Origin of the sequence: Curtobacterium sp. MCLR17_039 (genome assembly GCF_003234745.1) — a bacterium.
Lineage (GTDB): Bacteria > Actinomycetota > Actinomycetes > Actinomycetales > Microbacteriaceae > Curtobacterium > Curtobacterium flaccumfaciens.
Window position 1 is genome coordinate 1 of record NZ_QKTF01000017.1, and the last position, 21,784, is coordinate 21,784.

At 72.2% G+C, this 21,784-nt stretch carries 19 protein-coding genes; 16 read left to right on the forward strand and 3 right to left on the reverse strand.

Annotation, left to right across the window (positions count from 1 at the left end):
• Positions 1-241: 241 nt before the first annotated feature.
• The 6 genes from DEJ00_RS15905 (at position 242) to DEJ00_RS15930 (ending at position 9,027) form a co-directional block, all read left to right on the forward strand.
• Positions 242-1,102, forward strand: a complete 861-nt coding sequence (locus tag DEJ00_RS15905) for a sulfurtransferase (protein ID WP_181440210.1) — start codon at positions 242-244, stop codon at positions 1,100-1,102.
• A gap of 119 nt (positions 1,103-1,221) precedes the next feature.
• A complete protein-coding gene (locus DEJ00_RS15910) occupies positions 1,222-2,289 on the forward strand; it encodes an NAD(P)-dependent oxidoreductase (protein WP_111058021.1) in 1,068 nt (355 codons plus the stop codon).
• Positions 2,290-2,293: 4 nt separating this feature from the next.
• Positions 2,294-2,824, forward strand: a complete 531-nt coding sequence (locus tag DEJ00_RS15915; RefSeq protein ID WP_111058022.1) for an ATPase — start codon at positions 2,294-2,296, stop codon at positions 2,822-2,824.
• Between the two features lie 91 nt (positions 2,825-2,915).
• Entirely contained in the window at positions 2,916-4,748 is a 1,833-nt protein-coding gene (locus DEJ00_RS15920; protein WP_111058023.1) for a thioredoxin domain-containing protein, read from the forward strand.
• A gap of 39 nt (positions 4,749-4,787) precedes the next feature.
• Positions 4,788-8,639, forward strand: a complete 3,852-nt coding sequence (gene hrpA / locus DEJ00_RS15925) for an ATP-dependent RNA helicase HrpA (protein WP_111058024.1) — start codon at positions 4,788-4,790, stop codon at positions 8,637-8,639.
• Between the two features lie 19 nt (positions 8,640-8,658).
• Positions 8,659-9,027, forward strand: coding sequence for a VOC family protein (locus DEJ00_RS15930; protein ID WP_181440211.1), 369 nt, complete (start codon positions 8,659-8,661; stop codon positions 9,025-9,027).
• Here DEJ00_RS15930 and DEJ00_RS15935 read toward each other — a convergent pair.
• Positions 9,008-9,565 (reverse strand): YbaK/EbsC family protein, encoded by a 558-nt coding sequence (locus tag DEJ00_RS15935; protein WP_111058026.1) that lies wholly within the window; start codon positions 9,563-9,565, stop codon positions 9,008-9,010. The two genes, DEJ00_RS15930 and DEJ00_RS15935, sit on opposite strands and share 20 nt — an antisense overlap.
• A 41-nt stretch (positions 9,566-9,606) precedes the next feature.
• On the opposite strand from DEJ00_RS15935, the gene DEJ00_RS15940 reads away from it, so the two are divergent.
• From DEJ00_RS15940 to DEJ00_RS15960, 6 genes are all read left to right on the forward strand, one after another.
• On the forward strand, positions 9,607-10,260 hold the full coding sequence (locus DEJ00_RS15940) for a CatA-like O-acetyltransferase (RefSeq protein ID WP_111058027.1): 654 nt from the start codon (positions 9,607-9,609) through the stop codon (positions 10,258-10,260).
• Between the two features lie 39 nt (positions 10,261-10,299).
• A complete protein-coding gene (locus tag DEJ00_RS15945) occupies positions 10,300-11,322 on the forward strand; it encodes a Gfo/Idh/MocA family protein (RefSeq protein WP_111058028.1) in 1,023 nt (340 codons plus the stop codon).
• Positions 11,319-12,344 (forward strand): Gfo/Idh/MocA family protein, encoded by a 1,026-nt coding sequence (locus DEJ00_RS15950; RefSeq protein ID WP_111058029.1) that lies wholly within the window; start codon positions 11,319-11,321, stop codon positions 12,342-12,344. Before DEJ00_RS15945 ends, DEJ00_RS15950 begins: the two co-directional genes overlap by 4 nt.
• Positions 12,345-12,415: 71 nt before the next feature.
• Entirely contained in the window at positions 12,416-12,559 is a 144-nt protein-coding gene (locus tag DEJ00_RS18640; RefSeq protein WP_181440212.1) for a hypothetical protein, read from the forward strand.
• A gap of 15 nt (positions 12,560-12,574) precedes the next feature.
• Positions 12,575-14,770, forward strand: coding sequence for an acyltransferase family protein (locus tag DEJ00_RS15955; RefSeq protein WP_111058030.1), 2,196 nt, complete (start codon positions 12,575-12,577; stop codon positions 14,768-14,770).
• A 105-nt stretch (positions 14,771-14,875) separates the two neighbouring features.
• Positions 14,876-15,889, forward strand: coding sequence for a LacI family DNA-binding transcriptional regulator (locus tag DEJ00_RS15960; protein WP_111058031.1), 1,014 nt, complete (start codon positions 14,876-14,878; stop codon positions 15,887-15,889).
• Positions 15,890-15,970: 81 nt separating this feature from the next.
• On the opposite strand, the gene DEJ00_RS15965 is transcribed toward DEJ00_RS15960, so the two are convergent.
• A complete protein-coding gene (locus tag DEJ00_RS15965; RefSeq protein WP_111058032.1) occupies positions 15,971-16,681 on the reverse strand; it encodes a triacylglycerol lipase in 711 nt (236 codons plus the stop codon).
• A gap of 71 nt (positions 16,682-16,752) precedes the next feature.
• A complete protein-coding gene (locus DEJ00_RS15970) occupies positions 16,753-17,526 on the reverse strand; it encodes an alpha/beta fold hydrolase (protein ID WP_146247994.1) in 774 nt (257 codons plus the stop codon).
• Between the two features lie 82 nt (positions 17,527-17,608).
• Here DEJ00_RS15970 and DEJ00_RS15975 point away from each other — a divergent pair, with 82 nt between their 5' ends.
• The 4 genes from DEJ00_RS15975 to DEJ00_RS15990 all read left to right on the forward strand — a co-directional run bounded on the left by DEJ00_RS15975 (position 17,609) and on the right by DEJ00_RS15990 (position 21,776).
• Positions 17,609-18,139: a hypothetical protein gene (locus DEJ00_RS15975; protein WP_111058034.1), complete on the forward strand. Its 531-nt coding sequence runs from the start codon at positions 17,609-17,611 to the stop codon at positions 18,137-18,139.
• 21 nt (positions 18,140-18,160) lie between these two features.
• Complete coding sequence (locus tag DEJ00_RS15980; protein ID WP_111038318.1) at positions 18,161-18,709, forward strand: dihydrofolate reductase family protein; 549 nt, start codon at positions 18,161-18,163, stop codon at positions 18,707-18,709.
• Positions 18,710-18,811: 102 nt separating this feature from the next.
• Positions 18,812-20,110, forward strand: coding sequence for an NAD(P)/FAD-dependent oxidoreductase (locus tag DEJ00_RS15985; RefSeq protein WP_071406544.1), 1,299 nt, complete (start codon positions 18,812-18,814; stop codon positions 20,108-20,110).
• Positions 20,111-20,534: 424 nt separating this feature from the next.
• Positions 20,535-21,776 (forward strand): acyltransferase, encoded by a 1,242-nt coding sequence (locus tag DEJ00_RS15990; protein WP_111058035.1) that lies wholly within the window; start codon positions 20,535-20,537, stop codon positions 21,774-21,776.
• Positions 21,777-21,784: the final 8 nt, after the last annotated feature.

Below are 21,784 nucleotides of genomic sequence, written 5' to 3' on the forward strand. Positions count from 1 at the left end.
GGCGTCGGCGGGGGTCCCGACGCCGAACGACATCGTCGACGTCGTACGACGACGACATAGTCGCTCCGTGCACGCGCCGACAGTTGCACACGCGCGGATGCGACGGAGTCGATGTCGTACGACGACGACATCGTCGTTCCGCGTCAGCAGCGCCACCCCGCCCGCCACCCCGCCCCACCCCGGTTGCGCCGTGTGTCCACGACTCTGGCCCACGTCAGGGGTGCGGATTATGGTGTGCGGCATGGCCCCCGTCCTGACCTCACCACTCGTGTCGACGCAGTGGCTCGCAGACCACCTCGGTGCTGACGAGCTCGTCGTGCTCGACGCCTCGGTGCACACGGTCGGGGCCGGGTTCGACACCAGCTGGCTCCCCGGGCGGGACGCCCACGAGCAGCGCGGCCACGTGCCCGGCGCCCGCTTCGCCGACCTGATCGACGACTTCTCCGACGCCGACGCCGACGTCCCGTTCACCCGCCCCGGCGCCGAGCGCTTCGAGGTCGCCGCGGCACAGCTCGGCGTGACGAACACCTCGACCGTCGTGGTCTACGACGACAGCGTCGGTGAGTGGTCGGCACGCCTGTGGTGGATCTTCCGTTCGTTCGGCTTCGACTCGGTCGCGGTGCTCGACGGTGGCTTCACGAAGTGGCGCGACGAGGGCCGCCCGGTCCGCGTGGGCGCACTCCACACGCCCGCGACGCCGTCCGACCCCGATGCCGGCGCGTTCCTGGCCGGCGAAGAACGTGCGCTCTGGGCCGACCACGACCGTGTCACCCGAGCGGTCTCCGGCGAAGAGCCGGCGTCCCTGGTGTTCGCCGCGCCCTGGGCCGCCCTCGGCGACGACCACCCGCCGATCGTGCCGGGCAGCACCCCGATCACGGCGGACACACTGGTGGACCCCGAGACGAACGCGTACCTGCGCGGTGCCGAACTCGAGCGGGCCTTCGCCGCGGTGATCGGTGCCGACGAGATCGTCACGTACTGCGGGGTGGGCAGCGCCGCGTGCGTCGACGCCCTCGCCCTGACAGTGCTCGGGCACGACCGGGTGAAGGTCTACGACGGTTCGCTCGCCGACTGGTGGCGGCACGAGCAGCTCGCCTCCTGACGGAACCGATCGCGGAACGACGGCCACGTCTGGCCGACGGCCGCGGACCGAGGCCCGAGGCCCGGCAGCCGAGGACCGACGGCAGCGGAACGACGGCCCCGCCGCACTACCGTTGCACCATGAGCACCAGACGCGCGGTCATCCTCGGCGGCACCGGCGGGATCGGCTCGGCCGTCGCACGTGCGCTCCTCGACGCCTCCGGCCGAGGCCGCGACGACTGGCAGGTGGACGTCCTCGCACGCCGAGGCGGCCCCGCAGCGGATGCGCTGACCGCTTCCGGCGCCACGTTCACGTCCGGCGACCGCCGCGACCGTTCCGTCCTGCGCGACCTGCTCCGCCCCGGAGCCGACCTGCTCGTCGACACCGTCGGTGCGACGCGCGACGACGCCCAGCAGCTCCTGCCGTTCCTCGACGACGTCGGCTCGACGGTCTTCGTCTCGTCGAAGGCCGTCTACGCAGACGAGCAGGGCCGGCACGCGAACTCGCTCGACAAGCCGGTGTTCGGCGGCGCGGTCACCGAGATCCAGCCCACGGTCGCCGCCGGGGACGGCGACCCGACGAGTCGTGACGGGTACGGCGCCGCGAAGGTGGCGGCCGAACAGGTCCTGCTCGACCACGGCGCCCCGGTCACCGTGCTCCGCCCGTCGAAGGTGTACGGCGTCGGCATCGGCCGCCCACGGGAGTGGTTCGTCGTCCGCCGTGTGCTCGACGGCCGGGAGCGCATCCTGCTCGCCGACCACGGCCGCGGCATCGACCACACGACGGCGGCGAGCGGCATCGGTTCGCTCGTCCGACTCGTGGCGGACGCACCGGACCGCCGGATCCTCAACGTCGCGGACGCCACTGCCCCGACCGTGCTCGAGATCGTCCGCACGATCGCCGGACACCTGGACCACCGGTTCGACGAGGTCCTGCTCGACGAGGACGCGCCCGCCTTCGTGGGCGGCACGCCCTGGTCGTCGCCGTCGCCGTTCGTCCTCGACACCACGGCAGCACGAGCCCTGGGTTGGGAACCTCCGGAGTTCCGGACCGCCGTCGCCCCGGAGCTGGCATGGCTCGTCGAGACCGCCCACGCCACCCCTGCCGACGGCGACGTCCCGTGGGCCGACGACCCGTTCTGGGAGCACCTGTTCGACTACGGCCCCGAGGACGCCGCACTCGCGCTCCTCTCCCTCAACCTGGGCTGACACGGTGCTCCGGTCCGAGGTCCTGTTCATCGGCGGACGTTCCGGCGTGGGCAAGTCCACGGCGGCCGAGGCACTGCACGACCTGCTCGTCGCGGCGGACGTCCGGCACGCGGTGATCGAGGGCGACGTGCTCGACCTCGCCCACCCGGCACCGCACGTCGAACACCCCGAGGCGCACCTGGCCGAACGGAACCTGGCCACGATCTGGGCCGGCTACCGGGCGATCGGTCACCACCGGCTCGTCTACACGAACACCGTGTCCGTGCTCGAGCACGAGCGCCTCGCTGCGGCGATGGGCGGCGATCCGCTGGTGCGCGTCGTCCTGCTCCGCGCATCCGACGACGCGACCGCCGACCGGCTCGCACGACGAGCGGGTGGTGCGGTCCCGCAGGCGCAGCTCGCGCACAGCACGCGGACGGCCGGGAGGCTCGACTCGGCCACCGCGGACACGGTCACCCGGGTGGACACCGACGGCCGGAGCCCCACCCAGGTGGCCGCACGGCTCGCGTCGATCACGGGGTGGCTCGAGCGCTGATCTCCCCGCTCGGCCTGTGCAGAGCGGGCGTCCCGTCCACAGATGTCCCCGGGCGGTGGTCCGCCCAGTCGCGGGCGGGCACGCTGGAGCCATGAACGACAACCGCCTCGGCACCTCGGTCAGCCCGTACCTGCGTCTGCACGCCGACAACCCCGTCGACTGGCGCGAGTGGGGTCCCGAGGCGTTCGCCGAAGCGCGCGAGCGCGGGGTCCCGGTGCTGGTGTCCGTGGGGTACGCCACGTGCCACTGGTGCCACGTCATGGCGCGCGAGAGCTTCGCCGACCCGGAGATCGGCGAGCTGCTCCGGCGGGACTTCGTGTCGGTGAAGGTCGACCGCGAAGAACGGCCGGACGTCGACGCGAGCCTGATGGCGTCGGCCAGTGCGTTCACGCAACAGCTCGGCTGGCCGCTGACGACGTTCCTGACGCCCGACGGCCACGTCTTCTTCGCGGGGACGTACTTCCCACCCACTCCGGTCGGGCAGGTCCCGGCGTTCCGGCAGATCCTGGCCGCGGTGCTCGACGCCTGGACCGAGCGTCGGCACGAGGTCGACGCGAACGCCTCGGCCATCGCGACGGCGATCCGGCAGGGCGCCGTGGCGGACGCAGCCACCCGCTCGGGCGAGGGCGGTGCCGGAGCCGACCCGGGCCTCCCGTCCGTCGACGCCATCCGGGCCGTCACGGACCAGTTGTCCCAGGCAGAGGACACCACCTACGGCGGTTTCGGCGGCGCGCCGAAGTTCCCGAGCACACCGCTGCTCGAGTTCCTCGCCGACGCGGCGGCCGACGGCGACGCCGAGGCCGACGGGATGCTCGACCGGTCGTTGCACGCGATCCGCGCGTCCGAGCTGACCGACGCCGACGGCGGCGTCTTCCGGTACGCCACCAAACGCGACTGGAGCGTGCCGCACTACGAACGGATGCTCTACGACAACGCGGGGCTGCTCGCCGTCGCGGGGGCCGAGCAGGCCCGCGGCATCGCGGACTTCCTCCGGGACACCCTGCGCCGTGCCGACGGGGCGTTCGTCGCCGCGCAGGACAGCGAGTCGACCATCGACGGCCGTCGGGTCGAGGGCGAGTGGTACCGCCGACCGGTCGCCGAGCGCGCCAAGCTCGACCCGCCACCGCTGGACGACCAGGTCCTCACGGGCTGGAACGGCCTGGCGATCCGGGGGCTGGCGATCGCCGGCGCACGGCACGGTGACCCGGAACTCGTCGCGCTCGCGCGGGGAGCGGCCGACGCGGTCCTCGCCGCCCACGTGCAGGACGGCCACGTGACGGTGCGGTCGAGCACACCGCGCGGGGCGTCCTCTGCTCCGGCCACCGTCGAGGACGTCGGACTGCTCGCCGAAGGGCTGCTCGAACTGGCCCTGGTGACGGGCGAGGTCTCCTACGCGACCGTCGCACGCTCGCTGGTCGACGACGGCCTGGCCGAGCGCTTCGACGTCGACCCGGTGCTCGCCGCCGCGGGGACGGCCACGGGCGAACAGCCGCAGACCGCGATGCGGTCCGGCACCGTGGCGCTGGCGTCGGCCGCCGCGACGCTCGGGGCGCTGACGGGCGACGGGGCACTGCGGGTCGCCGCGGCACGACTCGTCGCCGACCGCGCCCGCACCGGGACGGAGCGACCCCTCGGTCACGCTGACGCCCTCGGTGTCGCCCTCGCCCTGCAACGGCCGTCGCGCGAGATCGTCGTCGTCACGAGCGGCACCGACGACCCGATGCGAGCCGTGGCACACCGTGCTCGGCGCCCCGGCACGGTCGTCGCCACCACCACGCCGGAGCAGGCACGCGACTGGGCCGAGGCGGGGTTCTCGTTGTTCGAGGGTCGCGACGTGCTCGACCCTGCCGCGTACGTCTGCCACGACCGGGTGTGCGAACTGCCGTCCCGGTCGGCGGACGCCCTGGCCCAGCAGATCGCCTGACGCACCAGCCGCTCGGCGCGCCTGTATCCTGGAATGCTCATGTCTTCTCCGCTGCCCGTCATCACGTACCCGCCCGAACTGCCGGTCTCGCAGCGGCGGGACGACATCGCGGCTGCCATCCGTGACAACCAGGTGGTCATCGTCGCCGGGGCCACCGGTTCGGGCAAGACCACGCAGCTGCCGAAGATCTGCCTCGAGCTCGGGCGTGAGCACATCGGGCACACCCAGCCCCGCCGGATCGCGGCACGGACCATCGCCGAGCGCGTCGCGGAAGAACTGGGCGGCGGGGAGCTCGGCGGACTCGTCGGCTACCAGGTCCGGTTCACCGACAAGGTCAGCTCCGAGACCCGCGTGAAGCTGATGACCGACGGCATCCTGCTGAACGAGATCCACTTCGACCGCGACCTGAAGCGGTACGACACGATCATCATCGACGAGGCGCACGAGCGGTCCCTCACGATCGACTTCCTGCTCGGCTACCTGAAGCGGCTGCTCCCCCGTCGCCCCGACCTGAAGCTCATCATCACGAGTGCGACGATCGACCCGGAGTCGTTCTCGAAGCACTTCGACGACGCCCCCATCATCGAGGTGTCCGGCCGCACCTACCCGGTCGAGATCCGGTACCGCCCCCTCGTCGCCGAAGACCAGGACGACGACGCCGACGACGAGTCGGACTCCCGCACCGGTGACAGCGGCAACGCAGCCGACGACCGCGACACCCTGCAGGGCATCACCGACGCCCTCGACGAGCTGGCGCAGGAGGACCCGGGCGACGTGCTCGTGTTCCTGTCCGGCGAGAACGAGATCCGCGACGCGCAGGACGCGATCGAGGGCAAGCGGTACCCGGGCACCGAGGTCCTGCCGCTGTACGGCCGCCTGTCCGCGGCCGACCAGCACCGGGTCTTCGAGCGCCGGCACACCCCGGGCATCCGCCGTCGTGTCGTCCTCGCCACGAACGTCGCCGAGACCTCACTGACCGTGCCCGGCATCAAGTACGTGATCGACACCGGGACGGCGCGCATCTCGCGGTACTCCCCGCGGGCCAAGGTGCAGCGCCTGCCGATCGAGGCGATCTCGCAGGCCAGCGCCAGCCAGCGTTCCGGTCGAGCGGGCCGCACCAGTGCCGGCATCGCGATCCGGCTCTACTCCGAGGACGACTTCGGCCGACGCCCCGAGTACACCGACCCCGAGATCCTCCGCACGAACCTCGCCGCGGTGATCCTGCAGATGATCTCGCTCGGCTTCGGGGACATCGAGTCGTTCCCGTTCCTGCAGCCGCCGGACAGCCGGGGCGTGAAGGACGGCCTCGACCTGCTCCGCGAGCTCCGTGCCGTCGATAAGGACGGCCGCATCACGAAGTCCGGGCGACAGCTGACCCGGCTGCCGATCGATCCCCGGCTCGGTCGGATGGTGCTCGAGGCCGGACGGCAAGGCGTCGGACGCGAGGTCATCGCGATCGTCAGCGCCCTGAGCATCCAGGACCCCCGCGAGCGCCCGCTCGAGAAGCGCGCGCACGCCGACCAGCTGCACGCCCGCTTCGCCGATCCGACGAGCGACTTCCTGACCCTGCTGAGCCTCTGGAACCACATCGAGGACCAGCAGGAGGAACTCTCGTCGAGCGCGTTCCGCCGACTGTGCAAGGCCGAGTTCCTGAACTACCTGCGCATCCGCGAGTGGCAGGACCTGTACCGGCAGCTCTCCCGTGCCGCGAAGCAGGTCGACGTCCGAGTCGGACAGTCCCGCTCCGACGACGGTGACGCCGTGCACCGCGCACTGCTCGCCGGACTCCTCAGCCAGATCGGGCTGCGGGACCGCGAGAAGCGCGACTACCTCGGCTCCCGGAACACCCGGTTCGTGGTGTTCCCGGGCAGCGTGCTCGCGAAGAAGCAGCCCGACGCCGTGATGGCCGCCGAGCTCGTCGAGACGAGCCGGCTGTTCGCCCGGACCGTCGGCCGGATCGACCCCGCCTGGGTGGAGCCGCTCGCCGGCGACCTGCTCAAGCGCACCTACGGCGAACCACACTGGGAGAAGAAGCAGGGGGCGGTCGTCGCCTACGAGCGGGTGACCCTGTTCGGGGTCCCCATCGTGCAGCGCCGACGCGTGCAGTACTCGCGGATCGACCCGGAACACTCCCGTGAACTCTTCATCCGGCACGCCCTGGTCGAGGGCGAGTGGGAATCGCAGCAGGCCTTCGACCGCGCCAACCGGAAGCTCCGCAAGGAACTCGAGCAGCTCGAGGAACGTACCCGCCGCCGGGACATCCTGCTCGACGACGAGAACGTCTACGAGTTCTACGACGCCCGGATCCCGGCCGACGTCGCCACGACCCGCGACTTCGAGGGGTGGTGGCGCACCACCCGCCGTGAGCAGCCGGACCTGCTCACGATGCGCCGGTCCGACCTGCTGGACGAATCAGCGGCCGAGGCCGCCGAGGACGACGTCGAGTACCCGACCCAGTGGCGGAGCGGCGACCAGCGTCTCGCCATCCAGTACCGCTTCGAGCCCGGCGCACAGGACGACGGGGTCAGCGTGCAGGTCCCCCTCGCGCTCCTGCCGCGGATGCGTGAAGAGGGCTTCGACTGGCAGGTGCGCGGCCTCCGCAAAGAACTCGTCACCGCGCTCATCAAGTCGCTGCCGAAGCACATCCGCAAGAACGTCGTGCCCGCTGCCGACTGGGCCGAGAAGATCGTCGCCGAGCTGCCCGACGACGCCCCGACCGAGCCGACGGAGTCGTTCCGCGCCACCCTCGCCAAGGCGATCCAGCGCATGACCTACGCGCCGGTCTCCGAGTCCGACTTCGACCTGTCCCGTGTCCCCGCGCACCTGCTGCCGACGTGGGCCGTGGTCGACGAGCGTGGTCGCCGGGTCGAGACGGGCAAGGACCTGTCGGCCCTGCAGACCAAGCTCAAGGACCGGACCCAGCAGAGCGTCGCCTCCGCCACGGCGAAGGGCGCGGGACGGACAGGAGGCGCGGCTCGCGTCGCCTCCGCCGGCGCCGGTCGCCCGCTGGAACAGTCCGGACTCACCGCCTGGCCCGACCAGGACCTGCCGCAGACCCTCGACACCAAGCAGGCCGGCGGCGTCATCCGCGCGTACCCGTCCCTGGTCGAGGAAGGCACGGGTCCGAAGGCGACCGTCGGCGTGCAGCTGCTCGCCACCCCGTCCGACCGCGTCGTCCGGATGCCCGCCGGGGTCCGCCGTCTGGTGATGCACGCGGTGCCGTCGCCCGTGTCGTACATCCAGTCGCACCTGACCGCGCAGGAGAAGCTCGCCCTCGCCGCCAGCCCCTACCCGTCGACCGCCGCGCTGTTCGACGACGTGCTGGCCGCCGTGGTCGACGCCGGCATCCGTCGCGCCCACCCGGACGGCCTCGTCTTCACGAAGGCCGAGTTCGAAACGGTCCGTGATGCCGTGTCGGGCTCCGTCGTCGACACGATGTTCACCGCGGTGTCCGAGGTCGCGGCCGTCCTGGCCGCACAGCGCTCCGCCGAACGAGCACTCAAGCAGGCGAACTCGATGTCGCTGCTCGCCGCCCTCAGCGACATGCGGCAGCAGATGGAGCGCCTGGTGTTCCCGGGGTTCGTCGCCGTCGCGGGGCTCGACCGGCTGCGCCGCATCCGCGTGTACCTGCAGGGCATCGAGGCGCGCGTGCAGAAGCTGCTGCAGAACCCCGGACGCGACGCGACCTGGATGCGCGAGGTGACCGTGGCGACCGACCGCTACACCGATGCCGGCGGCACCTTCCCGCCCGCGGTCGGGGCGCACCCGGAACTCGTGCACGCTCGGTGGATGCTCGAGGAGTTCCGGCTCAGCCTGTTCGCGCAGGAACTCGGGACCGCCGAGACCGTCTCGTTGCAGCGGATCACGAAGGCGCTGACCGCCGCACGCTGATGGGTCTACCGTGTCGGCCATGATCGGCACACTCGACGTCGTCGTCCTGGACTGCCCGGACCCCCGCGCCCTCGCCCGCTTCTACGCCGAGTTGCTCGGCGGGGAGATCGTCGGCTTCGACGAGGACTGGGCGGAGCTCGCCCTCCCGTTCACCGACCACCGTCCGATCCTGGCGTTCCAGCAGGTCGACGACTACCGGGCGCCGGAGTGGCCAGGGCAGGCGGTGCCGCAGCAGAGCCACCTCGACGTGAAGGTCGACGACCTGGACGACGGCGAGGCCGCGGTGCTCGCGATCGGTGCGACGGCGACGGGGTCGGGCACGGAGACGTTCCGCGTCTACCTCGACCCCGCGGGGCACCCGTTCTGCCTCATCCGGCCGTCGGACTGACCGGTTCGGTCGCCAGACCCTCGACCACGGTCACGTTCGGCAGCGCGGTGAGTGCGGCGCCGGGCAGGAACAGCTTGGCGGCGCGACGACCGGCACCGATGACCACCTCGGGGGCGTCGAGGACGCGCGCGTCGATGTAGAGCGGCCACGACGACGGCAGCCCGATCGGGGTGATGCCGCCGTACTCCATGCCGGTCAGCTCGACCGCTTCGTCCATCGGGGCGAAGCTCGCCTTGCGGACGTCGAGCAGCTGCTTCACGACGCGGTTGACGTCGAGCTTGGTCGATGCGAGGACGACGCAGGCGGCGTAGCGGACCTCGTCGCCGCGCTTCCCCGCGACGACGATGCAGTTGGCGCCGCTGGCCAGCGGGTAGCCGTACGCCTCCGAGAACGCGGCGGTGTCGGCCAGGTCGGCGTCGATCGGGGCCCCCTCGATCTTCATGACGACCTCGGTCGGCAACGCGACCAGGGCTTCGGCGACGGGGATCGCGAGGAATCCGGTGGCGACCAGGGCGGGAACACGTTCGAGCGTCGGCATGGCTCCACCGTAGGGAAGCGATCCCGCACGAGGGTGGAGCCATGACCGAACTCCGGGCGATCGACGTCGACCAGTGGCCCCGCCGGGAGCACTTCGAGCACTACCGGCACCGCGTGCCGTGCGCGTACGAGGTGACCGTCGAACTCGACGTCACGGCCTTCGTCGAGCGCGTCCGAGCGACCGGCCGTCGGACCTACGCGTCACAGCTCTGGGCGATCGCGACCGTGGTGAACCGGCACGACGAGTTCCGGATGCAGCTGCTCGACGACGGCTCCCCCGCCGTGTGGGACCGTGTCCACCCGATGTTCACCGTGTTCCACCCGGACACCGAGACGTTCTCCGCCCTGGTCGTGCCGTACGACGAGGACTTCGGCACCTTCCACGACGCCGCGGTGTCGACGATGACGGAGTACCGGGACGACACCCGGATGTTCCCGCAGGACGACCGGCCCGGCAACGTCTTCGACGTCTCGACCCTGCCGGGAGCGTCGTTCACCGGCTTCTCGTTGCAGGTGCGCGACGGCTGGGACCACCTGCTGCCGATCATCACGCTCGGCGGGTACCGGACCACTGGTGACCGGACGCTGCTGCCGCTGGCGCTGCACGTCGACCACGCCGCTGCCGACGGCTTCCACACGACCCGACTGCTGCGTGAGCTCGAGGAGCTCTTCGCCGCCCCTGGCTGGCTCGGCTGACCGTGCCCCTCGTTCCACCGCATCTCCTACGCTGACCCCATGACGTCGCAGTCGGAGACCCCCGCCCGCAAACGCATCGGGCTCGTCGGCGCGGGCGGCATCTCCGTCGCCCACCTGCCCGGGCTGCTCCGCCTGGGCGACGTGGTGGTGCACGCTCGCGAGGGCGCCCACGAACTCGTCGCCGCGTCCACCGACACCGCCCGGGCCGAGGGCAGCACGATCACCGTCGCCGACAGCCTCGACGAGCTCCTCGCCGCGGTCGACGTCGTCGACGTGGTGGTCCCGACGCACGCCCACGCCGAGGTCGTCCGTGCGGCGATCGCGGCCGGCAAGGACATCGTCTCCGAGAAGCCGCTGGCCCGGACCGACGCGGACGCGGCGGACCTGGCGGCGCGCGCTGCGGACGCAGGCGTGCAGCTCTACCCGGCCCAGGTGGTGCGCTGGTTCCCCGCGTACGCGCGCCTGCACGAGGCCGCGACCACGGGCCTCCTGGGCGACCTGGCGGTGTTGCGGTTCTCGCGGTCCGGCGCCTTCCCCACCCACGTTCCCTGGTTCGGCGACCGCGCGCTGTCGGGCGGGATCGTGATGGACCAGATGATCCACGACCTCGACATCGCACGCTGGGTGGCGGGCGAGGTGACCCGGGTGTCGGCGGTGAGCGTCCGCGCGGGTTCCGAGGCGGAGCCGGTCGAGGCGGCGCACGTCCTGCTCACGCACGAGTCGGGTGCGATCAGCCACGTCGCCGGGCTGTGGGGGCCGCAGCACCTCGCCTTCACGACCGAGTACTCGGTGACGGGGACGCTCGGCAGCCTGTCGCACTCGTCCCGGGCCGAGGAGGACACCCGCAGTGACCTCGCGGCACCGGCCTCCGTGGACGGTTTCCTGCCGACGGTCGACCCGGCGGACGACCCGTACGCCCTGGAGCTCGCCGACTTCCTCGCCGCGTTCGACGGTGGTGCACCGCCCCGGGTGACCGTGGACGACGGCGTCGCTGCGGTGCGGATCGCGAACGCTGCGATCGCCTCGATCGAGTCCGGCCAGCCGGTGGAGGTGTCGCGGTGACGCTCCGGGTCGGGGTGCTCTCCTTCGCCCACACGCACGCCATCAGCTACCTCGGCGCCCTGGCGGCGATGCCCGACGTCGAGGTGCGCGGCACGGATCCGGACGGCACCTCGACGGGGACGGAACTCGGCGACCTGCGCGGGGCCGAACTGGCACGCGCGCTCGGCGTCGGGTACGCGGACTCCGTCGACGAGCTGCTCGCCTGGGGTCCGGACGCGGTGATCGTCACGAGCGAGAACGCCCGGCACCGCGAGCACGTCGAGCTCGCGGTGGCAGCGGGGGCACACGTGCTCTGCGAGAAGCCGCTCGCGACCTCGTGGCAGGACGGCCTCGCCATCCGCGATGCGGTGGACCGCGCCGGGGTGCTGCTCATGATGGCGTTCCCGGTGCGCTTCGCCTCGGCGTTCGACCGGCTGCGCGCGACGCGGGACTCGGGCGCATTCGGCACGGTGTTCTCGGTGCGCGGCGCGAACAACGGCATGCTGCCGCTCGCCCGGGACTGGTTCACCGACGTCCGGTCGAGCGGAGGCGGCGCCCTCGTCGACCACGTCGTGCACGTCGCCGACCTGATCGACGGGCTGACCGGCGCGGCGCCGGTGTCCGTCACCGCCGTCGCCAACCGGGTGCTGCACGCGGACCGAGCGAACGCCGAGACCGCGGGCCTGGTGACCATCACGTACGACGACGGCACGATCGCGGCGATCGACTGCTCGTGGAGCCGACCGGACACGTCACCGGTGTGGGGTGGACTGACGCTCGACGTCGCCGGGACCGGCGGCACGGTGTCGGTGGACTTCTTCGGGGCGGCTGCTCGCGGGCTCGACGCGGTCGGGGGCCGGCCGATCGAACTCCGGTACGGACCCGACCACGACCTGCCGATGCTCCGGACGTTCCTGGCGGCCGTGGCATCGGGCGAGCAGCCGCAGCCGGACGTCGGGGTCGGGCTGCGGACGCTGTCCATCGTGCTCGCGGCGCAGGAGTCGGTGCGGACAGGCAGGACGGTGGCGGTCACCCCGGCGTGATGCGGGAGCGCCGCAGCGCGAGTCCGATGTGACCGTCCAGGTCGACGTCGCGCAGCCGCGGCCTCGTCCGCGTGCTCGTCCGCGTCTTCGTCTTCGTCTTCGTCGTCGTCGTCGTCTTCGTCTTCGTCGTCGTCGTCTTCGGAGGCGAGGCGGATTCGCGTCGTGCCGTCCCCGGCGGTATGTTCGGGGCGCGCGGTAGGGACCGCGCATCGTGAGGCAAGGGGTAGCTCGTGACGGTCGCGCCGGCGCGCGCAGCGCGACACGCCCCTGTCGCGCGCCACCGTGCCCGTCACAACGCTCGCCGTCCGGGTGGTGCAGCGGACACCAGGACGCTGCGACTCGAGATCCAGGCCGTCCGTGCCATCGCCATCGGGGCGGTGGTGCTCTACCACCTGTTCCCCGAGGTGCTGCCCGGTGGCTACGTCGGCGTCGACGTCTTCTTCGTGATCTCGGGCTTCCTCATCACCGCGCACATCGCGAAACCGCTGGCCACCGGCCGGTTCAGCTTCCGGGCCTTCTACGCTCGACGTGCCTGGCGACTCCTGCCGGCGTCGATGGCGACGCTCTTCGTGACCGTGATCCTGACCGCGGTGTTCGTCCCCCGGACGCTCTGGAAGGACTTCACCGAGCAGATCATCGCCAGCGCGCTCTACGTCGAGAACTGGGCGCTCGCGGGCAACGCCGTCGACTACTCCGCCCTGGCGTCCGACGCGAGCATCGTGCAGCACTTCTGGTCGCTGTCGACCGAGGAGCAGTTCTACGCCGTCTGGCCGCTCGTCCTCTGGTTCTGTGCCTTCGTGCGGTACCGGCGCCGACGCCGGAACGGTGTGTCCCTCGCTCCGGCGATCGCCGTCGCGCTGGGCATCGTGTTCGTGCTGTCGTTGGCGTACTCGATCTGGGCGACGGCGCACACCCCGGCGTCCTACTTCCTCACCACGACCAGGGCGTGGGAGTTCGCCGCGGGCGGCCTCCTCTGGCTCGGCCTGCAGCGCGTCCGGATCCCCGCGGCGCTGGCGGCAGCGATGAGCTGGACCGGCCTCGTCCTGGTCGCGACGACCGCGCTCCGGTTCGACGCGTCGACGCCGTTCCCGAGCTGGACGGCGCTCATCCCCATCATCGGGGTCTCGCTCGTCATCGCGGGCGGGATGCCCGAGCCCGCGTGGAGCCCGGCGTTCCTGTACCGGCTGCGACCCGTGCAGTGGCTCGGGGATGTGTCGTACTCGCTCTACCTCTGGCACTGGCCGCTGCTGATCGTGATGCCCTTCGTGATCGGGACCCCCACGGGCGAAGCGACCCCGCTCTGGGCGAAGGGCATCGTGCTCGTCGTCGCGCTCGTCCTCGCCCACTTCTCGCGCCGGTTGATCGAGCAGCCCGTGATCGCGTTCTCCAGCGAGCGCATGCGTGCGCGGCACCCGCGGCACCGCGGCGTCCTGGTGCTCGCGATCGCCGGCATGCTCGTCGTCGCCGTGCCCGCCGCCAGCATGTACTGGTCGGTGGTGCGGGAGGAGACCGCGGGCGCCGCCACCGGGGTGACCGTCACCGCGGACGGCACGCTGACCAGCCGAGCCTGTCACGGTGCCGCAGCGATGCAGCCCGGGGCGGACTGCCCGAAGGTGGAAGCGGCCGACATCACGCCCAGCCCGGTGCAGGCGGGGTCCGACGCGTTCGCCGACCAGTCCGGCGCCGGGTGCCAGGTCGCGGGCGACGACACCACGGTCCGGGGCTGCGAGGTCGGCGACCCCGACGGCACCGTGCGGCTGGCGATCGTCGGCGACTCCCACGCCGCCAACTACGTGCCGTCCCTCGAGCTCATCGCGAAGGCGAAGCACTGGAGCCTCACCACCTACCTGCACTCCGGCTGCCCGATGACCCGGGCACTCGTGACCCCGTCGTGCAACACCTGGAAGGCCGACACCCTCGAGCGGCTGCAGCAGGAGCGGTACGACGTCGTGTTCGTCGCCGCGATGTCCCGCACGCCGTGGCCGCACGGCATCATCCGGCACGCCGACGAGATGACGCCCCAGGTCCGCGACGACGCGGCAGGCCAGTACGCGAAGACCTGGGTGCGCCTGCAGCAGGCCGGGTCGAGCATCGTGGCCCTGCGCGACAACCCCGACCCGGGCATCGGCGGCGTGTCCGACGTGCCGAGCTGCGTCGAACAGCACGGCGACGGCGCCGCCTGCGACGTCTCCGAGGCCGACGCGCTGATCGACGACCCGGTTGCGCAGGCCGCGCGGACCACTCCGGGCGTCACGCTGATCGACTCGACGGCGATGTTCTGCGCGGACGGCACCTGCCCCTCGGTCATCGGCGGCGTCGTCGTCTACCGACAGGTGCAACACGTCACTCAGACCTACGCACGATCCATGGCGCCGTTCCTGGAGCCGAAGGTGACCGCTGCGGTCGAGGCCGCCGTCGCCGGCTGAGGTAGCCGCAACGGCCGCAACGGCCGCGACGGCCTCAGCGGCCAGCCGGGTACCGCCGGATACCGCCGGGTACCGCCCGGGAACGCCCGCGCTACGCTCGTCCCGATGCGCGCAACCGTGCGGGACGTGGCCGCCCTCGCCGGGGTGTCCCCGAAGACCGTCTCCAACGTCGTCAACGGCGGCGTGGTCGTGCGCCCGGAAACCCGGGAACGCGTCGAGCGTGCGGTCGCCGAGCTCGACTACGTACCGAACCTGTCCGCGCGTGGCCTACGGAACGGCCGCTCCGGAGCGATCGCGCTGACACTGCCGGAGATGGGCAGCGCCTACTCCGCCGAACTCGCGCAGTCCTTCGTGGAACTCGCCCGCGAACGCGGCTGGGTCGTGCAGCTCGAGCAGACCGGCAACGACCCGGCCCGCGAACGCGAACTGGTCTCCCGTGCCCGCGCACACCTGGTGGACGGGCTGATCCTCAACCCGGTGTCGCTCAGCGCGAGCGTCCTGGCCTCGACCGAGGGACTGCCGCCGACCGTCGTCATCGGCGAGGTCGAGCCCGAGCACGTCGACCAGGTGCACGTCGACAGCCGTGCGGCGGCCGAGCAGGTCACCGAACACCTCATCGCCCACGGGCACCGGCGCATCGCGATCGTCGGGGCGTCACCCGAGGGTGCGGCGACGGCGACCAGCGAGCTCCGCGAACGCGGGTACGCCGCCGCGATCGCCGCCGCCGGCATCACGCCCGACCCGTCGCTCCGTGTCCCGCTGCCGGCGTGGACCACGAGTTCCGCGGCGACGACCTTCGCGGCCTGGCTCGACGAGCACCCCCTGCCCGACGCCGTCTTCGCGTTCACCGACTCGATCGCGTTCGGGGTGCTGCACGTGCTCGCCGCCCGCGGTGTCCGGGTGCCGGACCAGGTCAGCGTCATCGGGTTCGACGACGTCGACGGTGCCGCGTACGCGATCCCGTCGCTCAGCACGGTGTCGTTCGACCGTCGGGCGTTCGCAACGGCTGCGCTCGACCTGCTGACCCGTCGGATCGCGGACCGCGGTGCCGCGCCGGAGACCGTCGTCGTGCCGCACCGGATCGTCGAGCGCGCGAGCGTCGCCGACCGCCCGCGCTGACGCCGACACGGCCGCCGCCGTCGCCGCCGCCGTTTCGCGCTGACCGACACCTCACGCCGTCGCGCGCCCGTGACGTGTCGCTCAGCGCGAAAGACCGCCGGACCCGGAGCCGGAGACGGAGCCGCCCCCGCCCCCACCCGGGTCCGCCGCCGCCAGCACCGCCGACCGCGTCCGCGCATCGCCAAGGATCCGGAAGTGCCCACCCACCGGCAGCCGCACGTTCGTCGCCCCCTGAAGCTCGCTGCCCTCGGGGATGAGCGTGTCGAACACCCCGTACACCGAGGTGATCCGCGCGTTCGCGTCGAGTTCCCGTGCCAGCCCCGCCAGCACCGGATCGGCCGCCCGGAACGCCCGCAGGTGCGGCACCGGCGCGAGCCGCGCGTAGACCGAGCCCGCGAAGGGCGTCGACACCGCGACCATCCGGTCGATCCGCTCGTGCTGGTCGAGCTGCGTCATCGCGTACTTGCCGATCAGCCCGCCCTTGCTGTGTGCGAGCACGAGCACGTTCCGCAGGTCCTGTTCCTCCAGGGTCGCGATCACCTCGCGCGCGGAGTCGGGCACGGGCCGCAGGTTGTGCCGCAGGACGGGCAGCACGTGCACCGGGTGCCCCCGGTCGTGGAGCGCGTCCATCAGCGGCCGCATGAAGTGCCAGGTCTCGTAGACGCCGGGCACGACGACGACGGGCTGCCCGCCACCGGTCCGGTAGTCGTCCGCGGTGGTCGGGCCGAGGCTCCGGACCTGCCACCTGGCGGCGTACCCCCAGTCGAGTGCGGCCCACCACGCGCGTCGCACCAGCGGAACACGGCCTGGAGGCCCGGATCGCGCCGTCCGCGCCGCCTCCGTCCCCGACGTGGCCGGCCGGGTCATCGCAGCCCCTCCAGGCGCTCGGCGCTGCGGAACGTCTCGAGGAGGCGCGCGAAGGCGTCCGGCTGCCGTTCCTGCACGTGGTGCGGGCCGGCCAGTTCCACGAAGGTGCCGTTCGGCGCAGCGGCCGCGACCCGAGCCGACCAGTCGTGCCGCGCGATCGGGTCCTGGTCACCGCGGACGACGAGGACGGGCTGCGTCACCTCGGTGATCGTCTGCTCGGTCGGGTAGCGGAGCATCGGTCCGAGCTCTCGCGTGTACTGCCGCATGCTCCGCAGGTAGTCGGTGACCAGGACGCCGTTCATCCGGACCCCCTCGACGAACCCGTCGCGGCCCAGGTCGAGCGCCTGCAGCGGGAGCGATCGCCGCTCGGAGTCGATGACCGGACCGACGAGCACGATCGCCGCGACGGTCTCCGGGTAGCGCCGGGCGGCCTCGACCACGACCTGGGCACCCATCGACTGCCCGACGAGCACCAGGTCGCCGTCGACCAGGTGGCGGACGGCCCGCACGACGACGTCGCCGAGCTCCTCGATGGGCAGCCGACGACCGGCCGCGGGCAGCCAGCCGAACCCCGGCAGGTCGACGCTGATCGTGCGGTGCTCGGCGGCGACGGCGCGCTGCGACCGGGCGAAGGACCGGTGCGACATCCCGATGCCGTGGACGAACACGACGGTGGGGTCGGTGTCGTCGCGGACCGGTTGCCGCGACGCCATCGCGTGCAGGCGCACGGGCAACCCGTCGATCCGGACGGTCTCCACAGCAGCGCGCACGAGCCGAGGCTACGCGGCGGTTCGCAGCACCGGGTCAGCCTCGTCATCGGCTGCACACAGCCGCGCCGTGTGCACTCCTGGCATGAGCGACACCACTCCCACCAACGGCCACGAACCGGACGGCTCCGACCCGGCGAACCGGGCGACGACGCCGACCGGCTGGGGCGCCGCCCCGACCCCGACGTCGACCTCCACGCTCGACGCCCCCGCGCCGCAACAGCAGCAGCAGCCGTACCGCGCGGACGCCGGCGCCACGACGCCGGGCGCCTGGGACTTCACCGCCCCGAACGGCACCACCCCCTGGTACGGAGCCGCAGCCGGCGCCGCGAGCCCGACCAACCGCCGCAGCGCAGGCCCGAAGCCCCCGTGGTTCTGGCCGCTCCTCGCCGCGATCGTCGGGCTCGCCGCGCTGCTCGTCGGCGGAGGCGTCGGGTTCGCCATCGGCCACGCGATCGGTGCGGACCGGGCGCAGTCGACGACGCAGGTGCCCGGCACGAACCGGTTCCCGGGCAACGGCGCCGGCCAGGCCCCCGGGTACGGCTCCGGCAGCAGCGACGGGAGCAGCAGCGACGGCACGAGCGACGGCAGCAGCACCGACGGCACCGGGAGCTGAACGGCGGGTACGATCCGTCCCATGCGGAAGACCACTGCCGGTCTGTTCACGTCGGTCGACGGCGTCGTGCAGGACCCCTACGAGTTCCAGTACGACAGCTTCGACGACGAGCTCGGTGCAGCGATGGGTGCCTTCATGGCCCGGACCGACACCGTGCTGCTCGGCCGGAACAGCTACCTGGAGTGGTCCGAGTGGTGGCCAGCCCACCCGGAGGACCCCTTCGGGCAGTGGATCAACCCGATCGAGAAGCACGTGGCCTCCACCACGCTCGGCGACGACCTGACCTGGCAGAACAGCACGCGGATTCCGGGCGACGTCCCCGCGTTCGTGCGCGATCTGCAGCAGCGCGAGGGGGCGGACATCGCCGTGTGCGGCAGTGTCACGCTCGTCCGCAGCCTGCTGTTCGCCGGGGTCCTCGACGAACTGCAGCTCATGATCCACCCGGCGATCGCCGGCCGTGGCCGACGACTGTTCGAACCGACCGATCCACCCACGCGCCTGCGTCTGGTCGACAGCACCGTGACGAGCAAGGGGAACGTGCTGAACACCTACGGTCGGTTCGACGCCTGACGGACGCACCACGGGCCTCCCGGCCCCACCCGTCATGCGCCCCGGCAAACCGCGCGTACCCTCGATGGTGACCATCCGCACCCGAGGAACACCGGAGCAAGCATGACCCAGGACACCCGCCCGCACGTCGTCATCGTCGGCGGTGGATTCGCCGGTGTGGCCGCCATGCGCGAGCTCGCCGACGCGCCGGTCCGGGTGACCCTGGTCGACCGCCACGTCTACAACATGTTCCAGCCCCTGATGTACCAGGTGGCGACGGGCGGCCTGAACGCCGGCGACGTGACGTACTTCCTGCGCTCGCTCCGGGCCCGCCAGTCGAATGCCGAGTTCCGTCACGGCCTGCTCACCGGCATCCGCACCGACGAGCGCATCGCCGAGATGTCCGACGGCGAGCACCTGCACTACGACTACCTGATCCTCGCCAACGGCGTGAACACGAGCTACTTCGGCACCCCCGGTGCGTACGAGTACGCGTACTCGATGTACTCCCGCTCGCAGGCACTCCGCATCCGCGACGAGCTGTTCACCCGGCTGGAAGAAGCGGCGGCCAACCAGGGCCCCGACGAGATCCGCATCGTGATCGTCGGCGGCGGTGCGACGGGCGTGGAGATGGCCGGTGCGCTCGCCGAGCTCCGCGACCAGGCGCTCGTCGGCGCGTACCCGGAGATCGAACGCGGCAACATCTCGATCACCCTCGTGCACCGCAGCGGCGAGCTGCTCAAGCCGTTCGCCCCGCGCCTGCGCCGCTACGCCGCCAAGGTGCTGCGCAAGCGCGGTGTCGTGCTGCGGCTGAACACCGGCGTCTCCGAGGTCAAGCGCGACGGCGTGATGACCGCGGACGGCGAGTTCATCCCCGCGTCGCAGGTGATCTGGGCGACCGGTGTCGCCGCCCACAAGGAGGTCTCCGGCTGGGGCCTGCCGCAGACCCACGGTGGCCGCATCCAGGTGAACGACGACCTGAGCGTGAAGGGTGCCGAGCGGATCTTCTCCGCCGGCGACATCGCGGCGCAGGACGACGCCCTCGCCCAGCTCGCCCAGCCCGCGCTCCAGGGCGGCCGGCACTCGGCGCGGCAGATCGTGCGCCTGCTCGAGGGCAAGGCCACCGAGCGCTTCAAGTACTTCGACAAGGGCACCATGGCGACGATCGGCACGAACGCCGCGGTCGCCCAGCTGCGCGGCGGGATCACGATGGTCGGCCCGGTCGCCTGGCTGGCCTGGGTGTTCGTGCACATCACGAGCCTGCTCGGCGCCGGCAACCGGATGTCGACCCTGACGCACTTCTTCGTCCGCTACGTGTGGTTCATGCGGAAGCGCTCGATCCCGATCGTCGGCGACGTGCGCCCGGTGCGCCCGAACGGCGACCGCGAGCCGGACCCCTGGCAGCTGCAGAAGGCCGAGTAGCCGCGCGCGTTTCCACTTGGTGAGCAGGAACGGTCGGGTCCGCACGTCGGACCCGACCGTTCCTGCTCACGGTGTGCGTGCGGTGGACGCGGGGCGCGACGGCCTGGAGGCGCGGTGCGGGCCGGCCACGGGCCTCCCGGCCGGCGCATGGTGCGCGGGGCTGGCGCCGACGCGTGGCCGGGGCCGTGGGGCCGGCCGACGCGGAACGACGATGACGCTGTCGTACGACAGCGACATGGTCGCTGCGCGCGCTTCGCAACATTGCGCGCGTGCAACGAACGACGATGTCGCTGTCGTGCGACGTCCACACTGTCGTTCGACGTCGGCGCTGACGAGCCTGGCGCACCCCGCTCGTTGAGACTCCTCTTACCCGCGAGGAGGACCCTGGTCGGCGACACGCAACCGAGCAGCGCGGGGAGGGACCATGGCGACGACCACGCTGACCCACGCGCCGACGCAGGCGCAGCCACAGCACCGCACGGCCACCCCGGCGCACTCCGAGGCCGGGTCGCCGCAGGCTCCACCACCTCCGCTGACGCACCGCGCACCCGCGCTCGACGGGCTCCGGACCCTCGCCATCCTGGTCGTCGTCCTGTACCACCTGCACGTGCCGCAGTTCGAGGGCGGCTTCATCGGCGTGACGGTGTTCTTCGTGCTGTCCGGCTTCCTCATCACGACGCTGCTGCTCGGCGAACGGCGTCGCACCGGGCGGGTGCGCCTCGGCTCGTTCTGGGTGAAGCGGCTGCTCCGCCTCTACCCGGCACTGCTCGCGCTCGTCGTCGTCGGGCTGCTGCTCTGGAACTGGGTCGGTGACTACAAGGGCGCCTCGCTGTCGTCCGGCGAAGCGGCGTTCATCGCGCTGACCTACACGGGCAACCTGTTCCGCGCGTTCTGGGACACCTCGCAGGGCGTCTTCGCGCACACGTGGAGCCTGTCGATGGAGGAGCAGTTCTACCTGGTCTGGCCGCCGGTGCTGGTCCTGCTCGCCGCGCTCCGGGTCCGCCGTCGCTGGCTCCTGGCGGGGCTCGGGGTCCTGGTCGTCGGAGCGTCGGTGGCGTCGTGGGCGAGCTACCGCAGCCCGAGCGGCGGTGCCACGCCCGACGTCTACTTCTCGCCCGTGCTCGGGGTCGTGCCGCTCGCGATCGGCTGCGCACTCGCCCTGCTGCTCGACGACGAACGGGTGCGCGTGCGGGCCGCCGGGGTCCTCGGGCACATGGCGACCTGGCTCGGTCTCGTGCTGCTGGTCGGGGTGCTGCTCCGGATCGACGACGACTGGACGCAGCACGCGTCGACGTTCGGCATCGTGCTGCCGCTGACCGGGCTGATCGCGGCGGTGACGATCGGCGGGCTGGTCTCGGTCCGCTCCCCCGTGTCCGCCGCCCTGGCCTGGACGCCGGTGTCGTGGTTCGGCCGCCGGGTCTCGTACTCGGCGTACCTCTGGCACCCGCTGGTGATCGCGCTGCTCGGCACCTTCGCGATCGGCCCCTGGGGCACGGTCGGCCTGGTCGGCGCTGTGGTGATCGTGTCGATCGGCGCCGCCTACGCCGTCGAGGTGCCCGTCGAGCGCTTCCGCGCACGGGTCCGAGCGGGTCGCAGGGCGGCGGCCCACGCCGCACCGGCGATCACGCCCGCGCCCGCGCACGCGCCCGCGCAGCGCATCGAGTGAGCAGAAGA

Excerpts from the sequence above, each read along its gene's own strand:
- DEJ00_RS15920 (WP_111058023.1), top strand. The coding sequence starts at position 2,916 with ATGAACGACAACCGCCTCGGCACCTCGGTCAGCCCGTACCTGCGTCTG.
- DEJ00_RS15930 (WP_181440211.1), top strand. The coding sequence starts at position 8,659 with ATGATCGGCACACTCGACGTCGTCGTCCTGGACTGCCCGGACCCCCGC.
- DEJ00_RS15990 (WP_111058035.1), top strand. The coding sequence starts at position 20,535 with ATGGCGACGACCACGCTGACCCACGCGCCGACGCAGGCGCAGCCACAG.
- DEJ00_RS15910 (WP_111058021.1), top strand. The coding sequence starts at position 1,222 with ATGAGCACCAGACGCGCGGTCATCCTCGGCGGCACCGGCGGGATCGGC.
- DEJ00_RS15960 (WP_111058031.1), top strand. The coding sequence starts at position 14,876 with ATGCGCGCAACCGTGCGGGACGTGGCCGCCCTCGCCGGGGTGTCCCCG.
- hrpA (WP_111058024.1), top strand. The coding sequence starts at position 4,788 with ATGTCTTCTCCGCTGCCCGTCATCACGTACCCGCCCGAACTGCCGGTC.
- DEJ00_RS15940 (WP_111058027.1), top strand. The coding sequence starts at position 9,607 with ATGACCGAACTCCGGGCGATCGACGTCGACCAGTGGCCCCGCCGGGAG.
- DEJ00_RS15935 (WP_111058026.1), bottom strand. The coding sequence starts at position 9,565 with ATGCCGACGCTCGAACGTGTTCCCGCCCTGGTCGCCACCGGATTCCTC.
- DEJ00_RS15905 (WP_181440210.1), top strand. The coding sequence starts at position 242 with ATGGCCCCCGTCCTGACCTCACCACTCGTGTCGACGCAGTGGCTCGCA.
- DEJ00_RS15980 (WP_111038318.1), top strand. The coding sequence starts at position 18,161 with ATGCGGAAGACCACTGCCGGTCTGTTCACGTCGGTCGACGGCGTCGTG.
- DEJ00_RS15945 (WP_111058028.1), top strand. The coding sequence starts at position 10,300 with ATGACGTCGCAGTCGGAGACCCCCGCCCGCAAACGCATCGGGCTCGTC.
- DEJ00_RS15975 (WP_111058034.1), top strand. The coding sequence starts at position 17,609 with ATGAGCGACACCACTCCCACCAACGGCCACGAACCGGACGGCTCCGAC.
- DEJ00_RS15985 (WP_071406544.1), top strand. The coding sequence starts at position 18,812 with ATGACCCAGGACACCCGCCCGCACGTCGTCATCGTCGGCGGTGGATTC.